General features: G+C 48.6%; 18 protein-coding genes. 15 read left to right on the plus strand and 3 right to left on the minus strand.

Going from position 1 to position 17,855, the window contains the following annotated elements; all coding sequences use genetic code 11:
- Positions 1 to 118 precede the first annotated feature (118 nt).
- From ASG16_RS20795 to ASG16_RS20805, 3 genes are all read left to right on the plus strand, one after another.
- A complete protein-coding gene (locus ASG16_RS20795; RefSeq protein ID WP_056485579.1) occupies positions 119 to 1,114 on the plus strand; it encodes a hypothetical protein in 996 nt (331 codons plus the stop codon).
- Entirely contained in the window at positions 1,111 to 1,386 is a 276-nt protein-coding gene (locus ASG16_RS20800; RefSeq protein ID WP_056485582.1) for a hypothetical protein, read from the plus strand. The genes ASG16_RS20795 and ASG16_RS20800 overlap by 4 nt, the downstream gene beginning before the upstream one ends.
- Before the next feature lie 81 nt (positions 1,387 to 1,467).
- Positions 1,468 to 3,537, plus strand: coding sequence for a YecA family protein (locus ASG16_RS20805; protein WP_056485584.1), 2,070 nt, complete (start codon positions 1,468 to 1,470; stop codon positions 3,535 to 3,537).
- 70 nt (positions 3,538 to 3,607) lie between these two features.
- Here the strand turns inward: ASG16_RS20805 and ASG16_RS20810 are convergent, their stop codons facing one another.
- Complete coding sequence (locus tag ASG16_RS20810; RefSeq protein ID WP_056485587.1) at positions 3,608 to 4,825, minus strand: MFS transporter; 1,218 nt, start codon at positions 4,823 to 4,825, stop codon at positions 3,608 to 3,610.
- A 229-nt stretch (positions 4,826 to 5,054) separates the two neighbouring features.
- Here ASG16_RS20810 and ASG16_RS20815 point away from each other — a divergent pair, with 229 nt between their 5' ends.
- From ASG16_RS20815 to ASG16_RS20850, 9 genes are all read left to right on the plus strand, one after another.
- The gene (locus tag ASG16_RS20815) at positions 5,055 to 6,008 is read left to right on the plus strand and encodes a carbohydrate kinase family protein (RefSeq protein WP_056485590.1); all 954 of its coding nucleotides are present in this window, start codon (positions 5,055 to 5,057) and stop codon (positions 6,006 to 6,008) included.
- A gap of 57 nt (positions 6,009 to 6,065) precedes the next feature.
- Complete coding sequence (locus tag ASG16_RS30980) at positions 6,066 to 6,203, plus strand: hypothetical protein (protein WP_007717021.1); 138 nt, start codon at positions 6,066 to 6,068, stop codon at positions 6,201 to 6,203.
- 229 nt (positions 6,204 to 6,432) lie between these two features.
- Positions 6,433 to 7,896, plus strand: a complete 1,464-nt coding sequence (locus ASG16_RS20820; protein WP_056485593.1) for an LCP family protein — start codon at positions 6,433 to 6,435, stop codon at positions 7,894 to 7,896.
- 175 nt (positions 7,897 to 8,071) lie between these two features.
- Positions 8,072 to 8,386 carry a hypothetical protein gene (locus ASG16_RS20825; protein ID WP_007717017.1) on the plus strand — a complete coding sequence of 105 codons (315 nt, stop codon included), beginning with the start codon at positions 8,072 to 8,074 and terminating at the stop codon, positions 8,384 to 8,386.
- 69 nt (positions 8,387 to 8,455) lie between these two features.
- A complete protein-coding gene (locus ASG16_RS20830; protein ID WP_241970805.1) occupies positions 8,456 to 8,932 on the plus strand; it encodes a hypothetical protein in 477 nt (158 codons plus the stop codon).
- 153 nt (positions 8,933 to 9,085) lie between these two features.
- Positions 9,086 to 11,089, plus strand: a complete 2,004-nt coding sequence (locus ASG16_RS20835) for an oxidoreductase (protein WP_056485596.1) — start codon at positions 9,086 to 9,088, stop codon at positions 11,087 to 11,089.
- Between the two features lie 163 nt (positions 11,090 to 11,252).
- Complete coding sequence (locus ASG16_RS20840; RefSeq protein WP_016742437.1) at positions 11,253 to 11,549, plus strand: hypothetical protein; 297 nt, start codon at positions 11,253 to 11,255, stop codon at positions 11,547 to 11,549.
- A gap of 74 nt (positions 11,550 to 11,623) precedes the next feature.
- Positions 11,624 to 12,472, plus strand: coding sequence for a YtnP family quorum-quenching lactonase (locus tag ASG16_RS20845; RefSeq protein ID WP_056485599.1), 849 nt, complete (start codon positions 11,624 to 11,626; stop codon positions 12,470 to 12,472).
- Between the two features lie 226 nt (positions 12,473 to 12,698).
- Positions 12,699 to 13,934, plus strand: a complete 1,236-nt coding sequence (locus tag ASG16_RS20850; protein ID WP_056485602.1) for an MDR family MFS transporter — start codon at positions 12,699 to 12,701, stop codon at positions 13,932 to 13,934.
- On the opposite strand, the gene ASG16_RS20855 is transcribed toward ASG16_RS20850, so the two are convergent.
- Positions 13,926 to 14,714: a GDSL-type esterase/lipase family protein gene (locus ASG16_RS20855; protein ID WP_056485605.1), complete on the minus strand. Its 789-nt coding sequence runs from the start codon at positions 14,712 to 14,714 to the stop codon at positions 13,926 to 13,928. The two genes, ASG16_RS20850 and ASG16_RS20855, sit on opposite strands and share 9 nt — an antisense overlap.
- 128 nt (positions 14,715 to 14,842) lie before the next feature.
- Here ASG16_RS20855 and ASG16_RS20860 point away from each other — a divergent pair, with 128 nt between their 5' ends.
- The 3 genes from ASG16_RS20860 to ASG16_RS20870 all read left to right on the plus strand — a co-directional run bounded on the left by ASG16_RS20860 (position 14,843) and on the right by ASG16_RS20870 (position 17,292).
- Positions 14,843 to 15,802 (plus strand): ABC transporter ATP-binding protein, encoded by a 960-nt coding sequence (locus ASG16_RS20860; RefSeq protein WP_056485608.1) that lies wholly within the window; start codon positions 14,843 to 14,845, stop codon positions 15,800 to 15,802.
- Positions 15,768 to 16,763 carry an ABC transporter permease gene (locus ASG16_RS20865; protein ID WP_048033912.1) on the plus strand — a complete coding sequence of 332 codons (996 nt, stop codon included), beginning with the start codon at positions 15,768 to 15,770 and terminating at the stop codon, positions 16,761 to 16,763. The genes ASG16_RS20860 and ASG16_RS20865 overlap by 35 nt, the downstream gene beginning before the upstream one ends.
- 88 nt (positions 16,764 to 16,851) lie before the next feature.
- The gene (locus tag ASG16_RS20870) at positions 16,852 to 17,292 is read left to right on the plus strand and encodes a small multi-drug export protein (RefSeq protein WP_056485611.1); all 441 of its coding nucleotides are present in this window, start codon (positions 16,852 to 16,854) and stop codon (positions 17,290 to 17,292) included.
- 48 nt (positions 17,293 to 17,340) lie between these two features.
- Here the strand turns inward: ASG16_RS20870 and ASG16_RS20875 are convergent, their stop codons facing one another.
- Positions 17,341 to 17,799 carry a GNAT family N-acetyltransferase gene (locus tag ASG16_RS20875; RefSeq protein ID WP_056485613.1) on the minus strand — a complete coding sequence of 153 codons (459 nt, stop codon included), beginning with the start codon at positions 17,797 to 17,799 and terminating at the stop codon, positions 17,341 to 17,343.
- Positions 17,800 to 17,855: the final 56 nt, after the last annotated feature.

Consider the following 17,855-nt stretch of genomic DNA (forward strand, 5'->3'; position numbering starts at 1 on the left):
ATTATCGGAATTCATAAACACTTCAAGGCAGGTAGGATTTTTTTTCTTTTTGTAGAATATCTTCTTGATTCCCATTTGATTTGGCAAACAATGCCGATCACGAGAAGGAGAAAGTGCAATGAAACGGCCAACTTATACCCTACCAAGTATTGTAAAAAAGGTATTCCGGCCCGGTGAGCGCTCCCTTCCACGTACGGAGATCTGCTCCCGGATGGAAGCGAATGAGCTGAATGCTTTTTTGGATCTGGACTGCGAGACAATACTGGATAAAGTGTTGAACATGGAGCAGTCTCCAGTGCGGGTTGGAAGCTCAGAGGCGATCGTAGAGGTCACTCACCAGCCGCATCAAGTCTACGACTTGGCTCATCGCTATTTGCGCGATAGCCAAACACCAAAAAAGCTTGAGCAAATTGTCGCAGAGCTGCGTCGTCAAACGCAGTTTGGCTGGAATCAGATTCTTCGTATGCTGCAATTGGAACGCGATCCTCGCTTTGTGCAATATCAAGGCGACAGCAGATGGTTTTTGGCAGAGTGGACTTTGGGCAATGACCAAGTGTATGCGTTTTGCCGCGACAATGGCATTACGCAGGTAGCTGCTCGCACATTAGTCCATTTTCTGGAGCAGGAAGTTGGAATTGCTGCAGATGCTGCTTTTCTCCCTGCGCAAGATGACCGCTTCCGCATTGACGGTGATACCATGTACATCATTGCTCGTAGCGAAGATTCCAAGGAAGAGCAGGCGGCCCTCGAGGTTGCAGTTGCTGCCCCTTCTGTATCGATAGGAAACAGCGAGTCCGTCTCAGAAGAAATTGCATCGGAAGAACCAGCGAATCCCTTACACCAGGTGGAAGAACAACAAGAACTACTATTTACCAAGGAGGATGCTACTATGTCTACCATTACCAACCAGCAAGTTCTCGAGGAAGTACAAAAACTGATGCAAGAAGCTATCAACCGCTTGGAGACAAGAAATCAAGAAATGTCCCAAGAAGTTGTCGCTCATTTTCAACAAAGCAATATGCAAGCTATAGAAGTGCTAATGAAAGAGAAACATAAGCATGAGCAGATCGTACTTGGCATTCAACAGGTGCTAGCGACCAGTGAACAACAATGAGTAAGCTTGAGGCTACGATCCGGTTAGAGCAGAGATTTGCCATCCTGCGCGATGTTATCGCGGGCTATCGGATTCGCCTTCAAGACATGGAGAAGGAAGTGGTGGAGCTTTTTGCCACGAACCAACTCTCTGCTATTTCAGCATGCATGGGCGAGAAGCAGCGCATCGTCAGGTTGATGAATCGACTGGAACAATTTATTGTTCAATGGGAAAGCAACAACACGGATGTGGGTATCGCACATGAACCAAAGCGAGAACACTTGAACACATGACGAATAATGCGGTAAAATAGGGGGATTGTGCATGATTCCCCGCGCATGCCGCGTGGGATGGAAAGGAGATCCAAACCCTCTATGTCGGTAGGAAGAAACGAACTGTGCCCTTGTGGGAGCGGAAAAAAATACAAAAAATGCTGTGGGGTTGTCACTCCTATTACGGAGCTGCGTAGCCGCCACGAGCAAAAGCTGCAAAAAGAATACGCTGGCTGGGTCGAAAGACTGAACCATTTTGTCGGCGCAAATGTAACCAGCGAGACGATTCAAGAAGCGCGGAATCGTTTTGCCGAAGAAGTAGGCTTGACCCAAGAGAGCGTCGCACGTCCTGAGTGGGCAGCCCATTTCTTCAACTGGTGCGTATTGGACGTCAAAACAGGTGGAAGCACGCTGCTTGAGAACTATATCAAACAGCATGGACGTCGGATGGAGCCTGATCTTCGCCGGGCGTTTGCTGGATTACACCTGAATGTTTATGAAATCGTGGAAGTGGATCGTGATGTCATCACGGTTCAACAACCGATATCGGAAGAAAAACACTATCTGCTTCGTGCCAATACGTTGAATGTTGTCCCTGGACAATTGATCGTAGGGCGCCTGCTGAATCTAGGTCTGCGTGATATGCTCTTCTCTGGAAGCATCATCTTGCAGCCACATGTCAAGGAAAGCCTGCTCGAGTGGTTACACCAGCATCCAGAAGTAGAAGCGGCGAAGGCAGATACGAGCAAGAGAAGCTATACGACAGAGCTGTATCACTTCATCGTTCAATTCGGGGAAGCGGCAAGCGAGTCGGAAGCACCGAAGCAAGAATCGCTTCTGCGTCGTACCTATGCTTTGCCGGATCGTAAACAACTGCTGAAAGTAATCGAGTCGAACCCTGCATTTGAGCTGAAAAAACGAGATGGTGCTCGTGAGATATGGGTATATGCGACACGCAAGGAAGAGCATTTGTTCCCGAATTTAAAGGATGCCTTGCTGGAGCTATACGAAGTACAGGCAGAAGTGATTTTGCAGGATGACAGCCTGGTTCTGGAAGGGTATCCACCGCAGTTGGACGAAGTGGCAGAGCTTTTGCTGCTGCTTGCATTTGAGCACGAAGAGGAGATTCGCGTTCTTACTTCAACAGGTTCTCGTTTGTCCAAAGGAACTCTGTTCATCACGAGTCAGCCTACTATGCCACCAAAAGTGTTGCAGTGGGCAGTCCAAACCTATTTTGCTGAAAAATGGCTGGTTACTTCCCATGAACAGCTCGATGATTTGGCTCCGCTCTTGGTTGCGGCTACAGAAAACGAGGAGTTGCATGAAAAACTCCATAAGCTGATGGAGCAAATGGAACAGGATCATAAAATCGGACAAGGCTTGGCTCGCTTTATCCGTATGGACATGCTACGTCCGCGCCTCTCGTTGTCAAATGACAGCCTACATGTGCATAACCTGCTGCGCCGTCCGTTGATCGAGGGGTTGCCGGAGAGTGTGTACACCGTACATCCTGATAGACTTGCGGACATCAGTCGTTTCGTGCAAGAGATGACCGAGGGCAAGTCAGAAGCAACAGTCAAAAAGTACGATGAGGTCATGAACAACTTCCGTTCATTCGTCAGAGGAGCGTTTGGCCCATCTTTCACATGGGAGCAGTTGCGCAGAGAGGACCTAGTATACTTCCTCGTCCACGACATTTTCACGCGCACGGACGCAACGACCAAAACGTTGGCAACAAATCTGATGTCTGTTTTGACGGCGTTCTTCAAGTGGCTGGATAAGCAGGGACCATACGCGCTTTATCCTGTCATGCAGCCATTGTTCGCCGAGTTGAAGGAAACATTGCCGGAATCCTATCGCCTGCGTGGTGTGCTGGAAAAAGAAGCGACTCAAAATCTTTACAGCAACCCGATGGCGATCAAAGATATCACGGAAGAATCCATACTCGTGCAAGAAATCACTTCATCTGGTTGTACGGCAAAACGTGTGAATGGCGAGACAATCAAGCTGTCTATTGGCGCTGAATTGGGTGCTATGCTGGCAGCAGATTGGATGATCCACGGCTTGCTCGGTCAAAGTGAGGATGGTACTTGGAGACTGTATGGTACGCCTGAGGTGTATCCACCAGTCATTGCCCAAGTGCTGGGCGCACCAACAGGTGTATTGGTTTAGATCCCTAGCATTAACAAAACCCGAGGATTTGTGTCCTCGGGTTTTTGTTTTGACTTTTCTTTGGTATAGATTAGTGAGCCCATTCGCGGAGTGTCTTGTCTTTCGGCAGGAAAAAGCCCATAAAACCAATCAACGGGAGGAACGAACATAACAGAATAACAAAGCTCAAACTGTAGAGATCGGCGAGATAGCCGAATACGAGAGCGCCCATGCCTCCCATTCCGAACGCAAGCCCGATAATCAGCCCGGATACGGTACCGATTTTACCAGGCAGTAGCTCCTGTGCGTATACGACCGTGACGGAGAAGCTGGAAAGCATGATAAAGCCGCTAATCACCAGCAATGGAAAGGCCCAAAAACCTGAGACGTAAGGTGTCAGCAATGTCAGTGGAAGTGAACCGAGTGTGGAAATGATGAGCAAGTTCCTTTTTCCGAATCGGTCAGACAGCGGTCCGCCAAAAAATGTCCCAATCGCTCCTGCGAAAAGAAAACCAAAAATGACGAGCTGTGCATTGGCGTAATCCATATCTTTCACATACATCAAATAAAACTGGTAAAAGCTTTGGTAGCCAGCATTCATCCAGGAACGCACACTGACGATGACAATCAGGAGGCCGAGGGCAATCAGCCGCTTGTTCCGATTCGTATACGTGACAGGTGCGGCAGTAGCCTTTTTCAAACGCTGTTGTCCACGATACCAGAGAGCAACATAGAGCAAGATGCCGCTAGCTAACAGCGCGGGTAGCAGAAACCAGGCAGCTCCAGTCTGTCCCAGGTTCGCAAAGACTAGGATGGTCATCAAGGGAGCGAGTGCTTGCCCAGCATTTCCACCCACTTGAAAAATGGATTGCCCTAGCCCTCTGCGAGGACCGGATGCCAAGTGAGCGAAGCGTGAGGCTTCTGGGTGGAAGATGGCTGAACCAATCCCAACACAGGCGACTGCTAGGAGAACGAAATAGTAATTGCCGGAGAAAGCGAGTGCCAGCATCCCCAATCCCGATACGATCAAAGCCAGTGGTGGCAATAAAGGGATCGATTTGCGATCGGAGAAGTAACCGACGAATGGTTGCAAAACAGATGAAGTAAGATTCATGACGAGTAAAATCATTCCGACTTGTGTAAACGTTAATGCCAGATTCTTCTCTACAATAGGAAGTAATGCAGGGATGACCGCTTGCAAGCTGTCGTTTAACAGATGCGCAATGCTAATGGCAAAGAGCATGCGATAGACAGTCGGTGCCGCAGTCCCTGCGGGTGTAGAGTGAATGGGTGTCGATGAGGCACTCATGTCAGTTCATCCCCAACCTTTCTTTCGTAACTTACTTTTTCATTTTTCTCAATGTAGCACGGATTCTACAGGACGTCATCCATAAATGACAGGAATATAATGGTCCGGAATAAAGAATTTGATCTGTCAGGAAGTTTTTAAAAAGGTAGGTAAATGGGGAGATGCTGTCGAAAAAAGAGAGGAGCACAATGGACTAGACCATGAGCAGAAGGCTAGGGGGAATGCTGGAATGCTGGAAGGTATAACAGAATACTGGCTATGCGTGGGAGGAGCCAATGTTGACGTGCAGGGAATCACTTCTGCCAGACTGTTACCTGGAACAAGTAATCCGGGTGAAGTGCATCAAGCAGCAGGTGGCGTAGCTCGAAACGTGGCGGAAAATCTCGGATGGCTAGGAGAAGAAGTGCAGTTGTTTGCTCTGGTGGGAGAAGATGCAGATGGCGAGTGGTTAAGGCAGGTCACAGCAAATAGTGGAGTGGCAACCCATGGTATGTTGCGAATCGCAGGGAAATCGACTGGGCGCTATTTGGCTATTCGTGATCGTGACGGTGAATTGTACACGGCTGTTGCAGATATGGAACTAAATGAAGAGTGGCCAGCGGAGATTGTCCAGCAAGGTCTCAAGTGCTTGCCTCAGGCCGCAGGCTTGTTTCTGGATGCCAATCTTCCCGTCGAGGTTATGCGAGCATTTTTAGCGGAAGCCAGAAGACTCGACAAAAAGATCATCGTAGACCCTGTATCTGTGAAAAAAGCAGAAAAATGGAAAGGGTTGCTTGAAGGTGTTCATATACTTGTCGCGAGCATTGATGAACTGGAAGTGTTGGGTGGCCAATCGCTTCATTCCTATAATGATGTAGAAATATGCGCGAAAAAATTGGTGACAGAAGGTATCCATCAGGTCATGGTCATTTGTGGGGAAGCAGGGCTGTGGCTTTGCACCGCACATGAGAACAAATGGCTTGCTGCCCCGGCTATGCCGATTCGAGAGTCAGCAGGAGATGCGTTTGCTGCGGGTATCATTTATGCGCAAAACAAAGCGCTGTCCCTTACAGAACAAGCAGCTTTCGGGGTTGCTCTGGCAGAGATGAGAACAAAGGGAAATGGTCGATATGATATCGACACCCTTTTGGCACGAAAAGATTACTATGCCGCAAAAGAAAGACAGATCCTCGACAGAGAATGAAAATACATAGCTTGACGTACACTACCCGTTAGTTCGTACAGAGGAGGAGTGTATGTCATGGAAAAGAAATCGAATGATGTAAACGGAAAACAAGAGAGCCATGTTCGGCAGGGCGGAGATTCACATCGCTCCAAAAACAAGCGTCCTGAAGGTCCTGTACAAGGGTTTAGTCAGGCGCCACGTGGCTTGCAATAAGCCGAAAGTTATATGTGCAACTAAAGTCCCCTTATCGACAAAAAGATGGGGGACTTTTCGTTTAAAGGAACATTTTTCTACAAATGCAGACAACGATATGGTACAATACCTGAATCAGAGTATTGCCAACTGAAGAAAATAGTGGTGCATATTGTCGAGTGGCACAATTCAAAATCGTGCCTCCCTTTACTTTGTCAAAAAGCGTGCGCGAACAAGGAGACTGATTCATATGCCAGATACTGTTGTGAAAACACGCGCTTCAGCTTCTCGAAAGAAACAGCCGAGCCGTAATCGAAAAATACGTAAACTCGTGGTATCCCTCACATTGATCACCTTGTTGCTGGTTGGCGGTGTGGCTGGAGCAATTTATTGGAAAATTGAAGACACTCTGACGGAAGTAACGAGCCCTGTAAACAGCGGATTTACTTCGCCAGTATCCCAAAATGTCGATCCTGTATACTACTCGGATAAGCCAATGTCGTTCGTCTTGCTTGGTTCTGATACCCGTCCTGAAACAGGTTCCATGAATACAGACGTAATGATCGTGGCAGTTGCCAACCCAAAGACGAAGAAAGTTACCATGGTATCCATTCCACGGGACACACGCGTCAAGATCCCGGGCTATCGCGACTACCATAAGATCAATTCTGTCTATGCCAATGGTGAAGCAGAACGCAGACAAGCAGAGCGCAACAACCGGACGGTTACCGAAGATGGTATTTCCTTAACGAAGAAAACGTTGAATGAAATACTGGGTATTCCGATTGAGCATTTTGTAGCGATTGACTTCGATGGTTTCAAAGCGGTCATTGACGAATTGGGTGGTGTGGAAGTCAATGTGGATCGCAGACTGGTATACGATGATCCAACTGACGATACACACATCAATCTCCAGCCAGGACTTCAAAAATTGAATGGTGAACAAGCACTTGGTTATGTTCGACATCGTCATGACAACCGTGGAACGAAGTACTACTCCAGTGACTTCGACCGTAACCGTCGCCAACAAGAGGTCATCAAGGCTGTTGTGGACAAAGCGGCTTCTCTTGAAGGGTTGACGAAGATCTTTAATGTCATGGACGTAGGCGCCAAGAATATACATACCGATCTTTCCAAAGATCAGATCAAAGGCTTGGCCTACGATTTCAAAGGATTTAATTCCTCTACGGTCACTGCATTGGATAATGGGGCATATTGGCAGGGAGGATACACATATCTCGAAAAAGAAAAGCTCGAGTCTGTTCGCGATTCCTTGCAATCAGAGATGGGATTGAGTGAGAGCGTCGTAGCATCGCTCAACAATTCGCCGATACTCGGTTCCGGTGAAGCGGTAGCAACAAGCAACAAGAAGAGCGTCAAGAAGAAAACGACAGAATCAGCTGCGTCAACACCAACGAAACAAAAAACGGAGGCTCCGAAAGAACAAGAGCCGACGAATCCAACAGACAATCAAGACGGTACGGCAAATGAAGGCGCAATGCCGCCACCTGATGTCGTAAACCCAGAAGGGCAAGGCCAGTCGACAGATCAAGGTCAGGGAGCGCAGACGCCTGCGACTGATGCAACACAATCTCCTGGGAATGTACCAGCAGGTAATAACGGCAACAACTCTACTCCACCGCCGGATATCATCCCGCCGTCCAGTCAGGATGCTGGTCCTGCAACGACAGATAGTCCGAACACAAACTCCTAACGAGTACGAAAAACACCCGTTCATCACGAGCCGGTGTTTTTATTTGTCGATTCATCAAAAATTTTTAAAAATTCGTTTATGGAAAAGGTTTAGAAAACACCAATTTCGTGGTACAATAATAATATGCTGATAAGACAGATTAATCAGATAATTATTACTGACTGGAGGGATTTCTATGACGATTTTCTTGGTGAACCTGTTCCTGGTGATTGCTTTTGTGTACCTGATCAGCCGCCAACAAAACGAAGAGTTTGTGTACGATGAAGATTTTTTCCTCCAGAACCCTTCAGCTTTGGAAGAATATCAGCAGATGCCGATTGATTTCCAGCATGCCTTTTTCCGCAAGCATAAAGAGTGGATTAAGGAAAAATATATGCGCGGAGAAAGCTACATTTTAGGTTACTGTCCAAACAAAGAAGTACGTCGTGCGTGGCTGTCCGAATTCATGAATCAAAAAAATATGAACAATACCCCGACCCCTTCCTCGTGAAGGGGTTTTTCGCATTTGTAGAACTCGTGCTATACTGCAACGAGAGGAAATCGTGAAACAGGAGGAAAAATGTACGTGCTACAATTTATGGTGGAAAAACTAAATCAACAGTTACATACGCATGGAATGATTTCGGATATCGTCTTGCGCTCCGATCATTCATTGTTGGAAGAATCGGAAGGGCAAGAGGTTCTGATCACGTTTTCCGAGGCGGAGGATGAGAAGCAACCAACGGCGACCATCCATCTGTTTTCGCTTGCGGAAGAGGATAGCTGTGAAATTGAGGTGGAAATTGACTATCCTTATAGCTTGCAAGATGAGGAGATTCAACAATTATGGACGCAAGCAAAAAGCTTGGTAGCTGAGTGCTCGCTGACAGAAAAGCGCCGCTTTGTGGAGCCTGGCAAGCAGGCAGAAGCGAATGTCGTGCTGGATTATCATTTTGTCGTGCAGATGCCGCGAACAGAAGCTGAGGATATCGCATTTACAGAAACCATCGCAAGATTTTCCGCAGATTTAGGAATGCTCGTAAAACTCGGCACATAAAAACATAGGCTGTACATAAGAAATAAGGAAGCTCAGGCGTAATGCCCTGAGCTTTTTGCATGCATGGTGAGGAAGGAGGAATATGAGGAGGAGAGAGAGAATCGTATAGATAATGAAAATGAATGAGCATTCACTCGTTAGGGGGCGTTTAACGTGGAACTTTCAAAAGTATGGGAACCGATTCAAATTGGTTCGATGACGTTGCCAAATCGGATTATGATGGGGTCCATGCACGTTGGATTTGAAAAGCTTCAGAATGGTGTAGCGCGGCTTGCTACCTTTTACGCAGAGCGTGCCAATGGAGAGGCAGGTCTGATTGTGACAGGAGGGGCTGCCGTACATCCAGAAGGCGGCATGGGCGACGAGTATTGCAATGTATACAAAGACGAGGATATCGAGAAATTGCGCCTGATCACGAAAGAGGTTCATCAAGCCAATGGGAGAATTGCGTTGCAGCTGTTCCATGCTGGGCGTTATGCCTACAAGGAAGCAACAGGATTAGACCCGGTAGCACCATCGCCATTGCAGGCGCCGATTAACCGTTGGAAGCCGAGAGAGTTAAATGCAGAGGAGATCGAAGCAACGATCCAATGCTTTGCTGATGGTGCCGCCCGTGCTAAAAAAGCTGGATTTGATGCCGTAGAAATTATGGGTTCGGAAGGATACTTGATCAATCAATTTTTGTCCCCTGTGACCAATAAGCGAGAAGATGAGTGGGGTGGGGACTTTTTACGCAGAGCCCGTTTTGGTATTGAGGTGGCTAACCGTGTTCGCCAAGCAGTGGGACCGGATTATCCGATCATCTACCGGATGTCGGGATTGGACTTGATGCCAGATAGTACGACGATGGAAGAGACATTGCAATTTGCCAAAATGCTGGAGGAGGCAGGAGCTGATGCTCTCAATGTCGGAATTGGCTGGCATGAATCACAAGTACCGACGATTGGCATGATGGTGCCGCGTGGAGCATATGTATGGGTGGCGCAGCAAGTCAAGCAGGTCGTGAACATCCCGGTTATCGCCAGCAATCGCATCAGCGACGTGCGTCAGGCTGAAAAGATTTTGTATGAGGAATGCAGTGATATGGTTTCGATGGCCCGTCCGTTTTTAGCGGACCCGTATATCGTTCAAAAAAGTAAAGAAGGACGCTTTGATGAAGTAAACACGTGTATTGCTTGCAATCAAGCCTGTCTCGACCATATTTTTGAGGGGAAGGTAGCCTCCTGTCTGGTCAATCCTCTCGTGGGCAGGGAAGCAGAGTGGCAGTTGGTTCCGGCGGAAAACCGCAAGAAGGTAGCTGTAATCGGTGCGGGGCCTGCTGGCTTGGAGGCGGCTCGTGTGCTGGCAGAGCGAGGGCATCAGGTGGTTATCATAGAGGCCAAAAAACAGATCGGTGGACAATTAAACTACGCCAGACAGGTGCCAGGTAAAGAGGAATTTAATGAAACGCTTCGCTATTATCAGACAGAGCTTGCACGTCTTGGTGTCGAAATAAGGCTCGGAACACTGGCAGAGGCAGAAGCCCTAATCGAAGAAAGCTTTGCAGAAGTTGTGGTGGCAACGGGTGTCATTCCACGGCGTCCAGAGATTCCAGGTGTGGAGCTCGGACACGTGAAGGGATATGATGCGGTATTTGAAAAGCGCGCCAAGGTTGGTAGACAAGTAGTCATCGTCGGTGCGGGAGGAATCGCTTGTGATTTGTCCCATTTGCTGATGCACGACGATACGATTTCACCGAAGGCAGCGGAATACTTGCAGGAGTATCGGATTCTGGATGGAAGGGCTGTACAACAACTGCAACAGCGAAAACGAAAAATCAGCATGCTGCGGCGTGGGAAGCATGTCGGATCGGGCTTGGGCAAAACGACGCGCTGGGCAGTTCTCTCCAACCTGAAGCGACGGGGCGTAGAGATGCTGACACAAATTGAATACAGCCGGATTGCAGAAGAAGGGGTGTATTTCATTCAGGATGGGGAGGAACGCATGATACCTGCTGATACGGTCATTGTAGCGGCTGGAGCGACCTCCAACAATTCGCTATACCACGCATTGCTGGATCGACTACCTGTGCACCTCATAGGCGGTGCTAAAGAAGCGGGAGAGCTCGATGCCAAGCGCGCCATTTTGGAGGGGGCGACCGTAGGAAGAGCGATTTAAGGGATAAAAGATTTTCTATTTCGAAAACAACGGTGATCAGATATGATTAAGAAAAGTATGTCGTCTTTTTAGAAGTTTTGTCGAATCGCTTTTCAACCTCCGCTAATTTTTGCAAAATGAAGTTATACTGTTCAAATTCATTTGATTGGGGGCTCTCGCCTTGATGAACCATAATGGCATTCTCTTAGGGAAACGTTACTTCCTGTACTCGTTAGCACCGCTAGTAGAGGTGGAGGGATGGACGTTTACGATAGCCCCGGGGTTTAAGTTGATCGCAGGCGGGAGTGCCAATCCATTACAGACATTAATCAGCGTTTACCGAGAGAATGAAAAGGTAGCGCAACTCGTGCTTCATCATAGACGAAGTGATTCAGATGTCACTGTGCAGGCTGTATCGAGTGATCTCCTGTTAGAAATCGCCCCGGCGACTAGAACTGTGAGTGTAGCAGAAAAGCTGTAAGGCACCCTGAACGGGGTGCTTTTCGCTTTCGAACTTCAATCATCATTCCGAGCAATCGAGGAGGCGGTAGGATCATGGTAGGGAACGAATGGCAGGTAGGTCAGTTTCAATTGTCTTGGCTGAGAGGTGGACTCACGAAGCTGGACGGGGGCGCAATGTTTGGAGTCGTGCCCAAGCCGCTTTGGAGCAAAAGATACCCAGCGAATGATCTCAATCAAATCCCTTTGCGTGCTGACCCAATCCTGGTACAGGCTCATGGCAAGCGCATCTTGATTGAATCGGGTATGGGAAATGATCGGCTAACGGACAAACAGAAGCGCAATTTTGGCTTGGAGGAAGAGTCTCAAGTGGTGGACTCCCTCGCTGCAAAAGGGTTGTCTCCTGCCGATATTGATATCGTCATCATGACACATATGCACTACGATCATGCCAACGGACTTGTCTCTGTTCGTGATGGACAACTTGTCTCTACGTTTTCACAAGCTGTCATCTACGTGCAGGAGCAGGAATGGGCGGAGATGAGAGAGCCGAATATTCGCTCGAAGAATACATATTGGGAAGAGAACTGGCGTCCGATTGAGAATCAGGTAAAGACGTACGGAGCTTCGCACGAAGTAGTGCCAGGAATCACGCTTCATCATACAGGCGGTCACAGTCAGGGACATGCTATCGTACGGATGGAGACAGAGGGGCACCTGCTTTTGCATCTGGCGGACATCATGCCTACACACGCCCATCAAAATCCATTATGGGTGATGGCCTACGACGACTATCCGATGACATCCATCTTTGCAAAAGAAGAATGGATCAACAACGGGATCAAGCAAGGTGCTTGGTTCACGTTTTACCACGATAGCGTTTACCGTGCGGTGAAATGGAACGAGCAGGGAGAAATGGTTGATCGTATTGAAGTTACTTTGTAAAAAGAATAGGCAAAGACCGTCAGTGTTTTCTGGCGGTCTTTTGTGTTGTCTAAGGTTTCTGTGTCCAGCCCTATCGAAATTTTGATTACTCTCATAGAAATGTTTCATAATCAAAAAATTTTGAATGCTCATTGACGAACGACCATTGCCTCTCTACAATGGGAACATCACAGAGCATCTGTTCTGGCAGCGATGGGAAAGCATAACAGTGGTGAGGAGAGAGAAAATGAGCTGGATCAAGATGCGTTTACAGGAGTTTCACCCGATCGTCTGGTCATTAGTCGTCGGGACCGTGTTCGTCCGGGCCGCCAGCTCGATGAGCATGCCGTTTTTGTTTTTATACTTGTCTAATCAAACAGATATGAGCTTGGCAATGATCGGTTTGACGATTGGAGCAGGACCACTCGCGGGTACAATCGGAGGCTTTATTGCGGGGGCATGGTCAGACAGGATCGGGCGCAGGCGAGTCATGCTAGGGGCGTTGTATGTATGGACGCTCGTGTTCGTCGGGTTTGCGCTTAGTAAAGACCCGTGGATTCTGCTTTTGCTCAATATAGCAGGGGGACTCTGTCGCTCCTTCTACGAACCCGTTTCACAGGCACTGATGGCAGATGTAACGCCGCAAGAGAAACGGCTTCGGGTGTTCGGTATTCGCTACATGGCAATTAACGTAGGGGTAGCGGTTGGGCCTATTGCAGGAGTAGTGCTGGCGAAAAGCTCTGTAGCCCTGCCATTCCTGATGACTGCGCTGATTTATCTGATCTATGTGATTAGCTTGCAAGGATTATTGAACAAGTTCGGCATCAAACAAATTGAAGGCCAAAAGAAAGAAGTCGTTACATTCAGCCGTGCATTCAGTGTAGTCGTGAACGACAAGGCGTTTCGCTTGTACATGCTCGCCGGTGTTTTAGGAGCGATTGGCTACTCGCAGATGTCTTCTACGCTGGCCAAATTCGCAGAAATGACAGTCGTGAATGGAACAGAACTGTTTGCCATCCTGATGACCGTCAATGCGATTGTCGTTGTTGTGATGCAGCTTCCGTTGACGACTTGGGCAGAAAAAAAGACGCCTCTCACCGCAATTTTGGTGGGAAACGCCATGTATGCGGTTGGTGATGTGGGTTATGCCTTTGCCAATTCGTGGCTGATTTTCATTGTGGCGATGGTATTTTTCACGATTGGCGAAATCCTTACGTTTACCGCAGGGGACGTCCTGATCGACCGAATGGCCCCAGAGAATATGCGGGGTAGCTATTACGGTGCAAAAAGCTTCAGCAACCTCGGCCAGTTCATCGGTCCGTGGATGGGGGGATTGCTGTTGGCGCACTACGGAGGTACGACCTTGTTCCTAGTGGTAGCAGCTACCTCGATGATGAGCAGTGCCTTCCAATGGGCGGGTGCTCGGGCCTTTGAGGCAACCCGTGGCAAGTCCTTGAATGAGGCGAGGGCTGAATCACTCTAACGCTTGCAAGATACGATCCGCCATCCGCTTATAGCCATCGGCATTCGGGTGGAAATGGTCTGTATACAAGTAGTTTTGTTCCTTGCGCAAGAACAAGTCGTAGGTCGGCACCACGAGAACTTGCGGGTACCGGGAGGCGATTTGGGACGCCTGATTGTTCCAGTCGAGTACGGGCCCGATTGTGTCGACGGCTGCTTCGGTATTGCCAAAAGGATTGTACAGGGATGTGTAAACGATCGTCGCAGTCTTATTGACGGTGCGAATCTGTTTGAGAATCTCTTCATAGTTGACCGCAAGCTGATTAAGAGCTGTGGTCACTTTTTCTTTTTCAATGGTATACAGTCCGCCTGTCTGCCTGAACAAGTCATTTCCGCCAATGGTAAAAAGAATCAGATCGGCCTCTGCGAGCAGCTTCTTTACTTGCTCCTGGGACATTTGCTTGAGCAACTCAGATGATTCCTGTCCATTAATTGCAAGGTTTGTGAACGTAATAGACTGGCCCGATTTTTTCTCCAATGCTTGGCGAACGAGTCCGACATAGCCCTGGCCGTTGGCGTCTCCGGCACCGCGCGTGAGGGAATCCCCTAGTGCGACTACTTTATGGACACCCTTTTCTGGTAAAGGCGAGGGTGGTTGCTCTTTTTTGGCAGGTGGGGTTGCTGTGGATGGTGCCAACTGCTGCGGATTCATCGCGAGGACAAACCCTGTCGCAAATAAGAGAAAGGAGAGTAAAGACAAGAGACCTGCCGTGCGCCAAAGAAATTGGCCGGATGTGCGCATCGGGTATCCTCCTATTCGTTTTAAAGTGTATGGTCATGGTATAATGTGGATGGACATCTTATGACAGTGTACCATAAACAGAACGCCATCGTCAGTTGACGAGGGAGACTCAGATAGGAGGGCGTACATTGGCCGAAACGGTCCTCTCAGTAAAAGGATTGCAAAAAGCGATTGGCAAAAAGCCGATCATTCATGATATTACGTTTGACGTTTTCGCCGGAGAGGTATTTGGATTTCTCGGGCCGAATGGCGCAGGCAAAACCACTACGATTCGCATGCTCGTTGGATTGGCAAAAGCCGATGGGGGAGATATTCGCATCGGAGGCATCTCTCTTCAGGAACAGTTTCCGCAAGCGATTGCACAGGTTGGTTGTATCGTCGAAAATCCGGAGCTGTACAAGTTTTTGACGGGCAGAGAGAATCTGGAGCAGTTTGCGAGAATGAGCGGCGGCATTACGCCTGAGCGTATTGAGGAAATCGTCCGCTTCGTTGATTTGGAGCGGGCGATTGATGATAAGGTGAAAACGTACTCACTCGGAATGAGGCAGCGTCTGGGGATCGCGCAGGCACTTTTGCACCGTCCGAAAATATTGATCCTAGACGAACCGACGAATGGTTTGGACCCGGCGGGGATTCGTGAATTGCGCCAGTTTATTCGCAAGCTTGCCGAGGAGGAAGGGCTCGCTGTCTTCATTTCGAGTCATCTTCTCAGTGAAATCGAGATGATGTGCGACCGGGTGGCAATTATCAGCCAAGGGAAGGTCATTTCGGTTGGATTAGTCAAAGAACTGATGGAGCAGTTTGCTGATCAGGTCGATTGGACAATCCCATCTTCCCATATACAAAAGGCCGTGGAAGTCCTGCGAAAACTGCCAGCAGTGACAGAAGTGTGGGTGATTAGTGAAGAGCGCCTGAAATCACGCATGGATATAGAAAAAGTGAGCGAGGCGAACCAAGCGCTGGTCAATGGTGGCATTCCTGTGATGGGGATTGCGACAAAGACGGTTACACTGGAAGACCTGTTCCTTACATTGACGGGAGGAGGGGGAAGTCATGGAGCAGAGCATGGTAGGGCTCGTACAGAATGAAACCATAAAATTGCTGCGTCGGCGCCGTTTTCTCGTCGTCGTGCTGATCTTGGCGATTCTGATCCCGATTTTTACATACGCGCAGTACCGCTCGGTTGTCACTGCACAAGAACGAATGGGGACGACCGACTGGCGCCCGCTATTAACCCAACAAATCGTCGATATGCAAAACAGGCTGGCATCAAGTCGTCTTCCTGAAGAGTGGCGGGATTTTATCAAGGTCAGAATTGCACAGCAGCAATATTATTTGGATCACGACATTAACCCGATGGCACCGGGGGGACCTACATTCGCTCGTGGCTTTATGGATCAAGCCATTTCGATGTTTTTGCCGATGATCATCGTCGTACTCGCGGTTGACCTCGTATCTTCTGAGTTTAGTGAGGGGACGGTCAAGCTACTATTAACGCGACCCGTACGGCGTTGGAAGGTACTGACCAGCAAATACATCACCCTGCTGCTGTTTACCTCTCTTACGGTTCTCACGACACTGATTCTTGCTTATTTGCTCTCTGGGGTCGTGTTTGGCTATTCAGGATGGGACCTGCCCATTTTGACGGGCTTTGAAGTATCGGGAGGAGAGCTCGAGACATCTGGGGCTTTCATGCTGCCACAGTGGCAATTTTTGCTGATGCAGTACGGGCTAGGATGGTTCGTTTGCGTCGTGGTTGCAACCGTAACACTTATGGTCTCTGTTTTGGTTCGGAGTGCGGCTGCGGGGATGGGAATTATGATGGCTGCGTTAATTAGCGGAACGATCCTGACGCAGATGGCATCCTCCTGGGAATCAGCCAAATACTTGTTCGTGGTAAATTTGCAGCTTACGGATTATCTCAATGGAACACTGCCTCCGATTAAGGGGATGACGTTGCCGTTCTCGTTGACGGTACTGAGTGTATGGGCGATCGCAGCACTGATCATTGCGTACGCGACCTTTATCCGTAGGGATGTCACATCCTAATTTGGCAAATTCCGTTACTTAATGGCAAGTCTGCTCGTCTTAACCATGACGAATGAAAAAAGACAGCGAGAGGGGAAAGGCGAACAGAATGGATGTATTATGGAAAGCAGGCTCGGTGACACTATCTGGCATGTTTGAGCTATGGGCAGCGATCCCTGTAGGTTTTATGTTGCAGCTACCACCGGTTCTGATCGGAATATGTAGTGCGGTGGGTGCGATTATCAGCGCAGGTGCTGTTATTTTCGTGGGAGGTTCCTTGCGCAATTGGCTTTTAAAGCGTGTAGAGAAACGGAGCAAGCGTCAGGGGCGCATGTGGCAGATATGGGATAAATACGGAGTGGTCGGCCTCGGTCTCGCTTCGCCGCTTTTAACGGGAGCCCCGCTGGGAGCTGCTATTGGCATCTCGCTGGGAGCCCCTACGAAAAAGCTCATGTTGTGGATGGCGGTGGGCATTATTATCTGGAGTGCGCTTTTGACGGCAGGTGTGGCTTTTGGACTTTTGCAATTCATGGTACCAGAAACGAAATAACTATATGCATGAAAGCCGCCAAATTCTGGCGGTTTTTGTTCATGCTTATCATAACGTGAGTCTGTAGACAATCTCTCCATCGTATACGTCGCCAGTTTCTTCAAAACCGGTTTGACTGTATAAATGTCTTGCACCGGCATTGTCCGGGCATACGGTCAGGTTGACAAATCGGCTTTGCGGGAAACGGTTCCGTACCGTATCCACGATCGCTGTGAGTGCCGCTCTGCCATATCCTTTGCCTTGGTACTGGTGATCAATCAAAAAACCATTGAACCAGTAACACCAATCTGTGGAGGCGTCATAAGCAATCATGACAAACCCAACCATTTCATCAGCGTCATACAAACAGAATGGTTCATAGGCGCAGTTGTCACCGTCAGGACGGATATGAACCTTCGCCAACGAAACGGCAATAGAGGGGACAAACCGCTGCTGCTCATCCTGCACCTGCAAGCGTAGTGCATCCTGCCAGTTATCTCTGGTTGTTGGAACTAATCGAATAGTAATGTCTTTGATAAGTCTTCACCTCGATCATTTTGATAGCTTAAGCGTAACCGATCCCA

Origin of the sequence: Brevibacillus sp. Leaf182 (assembly GCF_001423865.2) — a bacterium.
Lineage (GTDB): Bacteria > Bacillota > Bacilli > Brevibacillales > Brevibacillaceae > Brevibacillus > Brevibacillus brevis_C.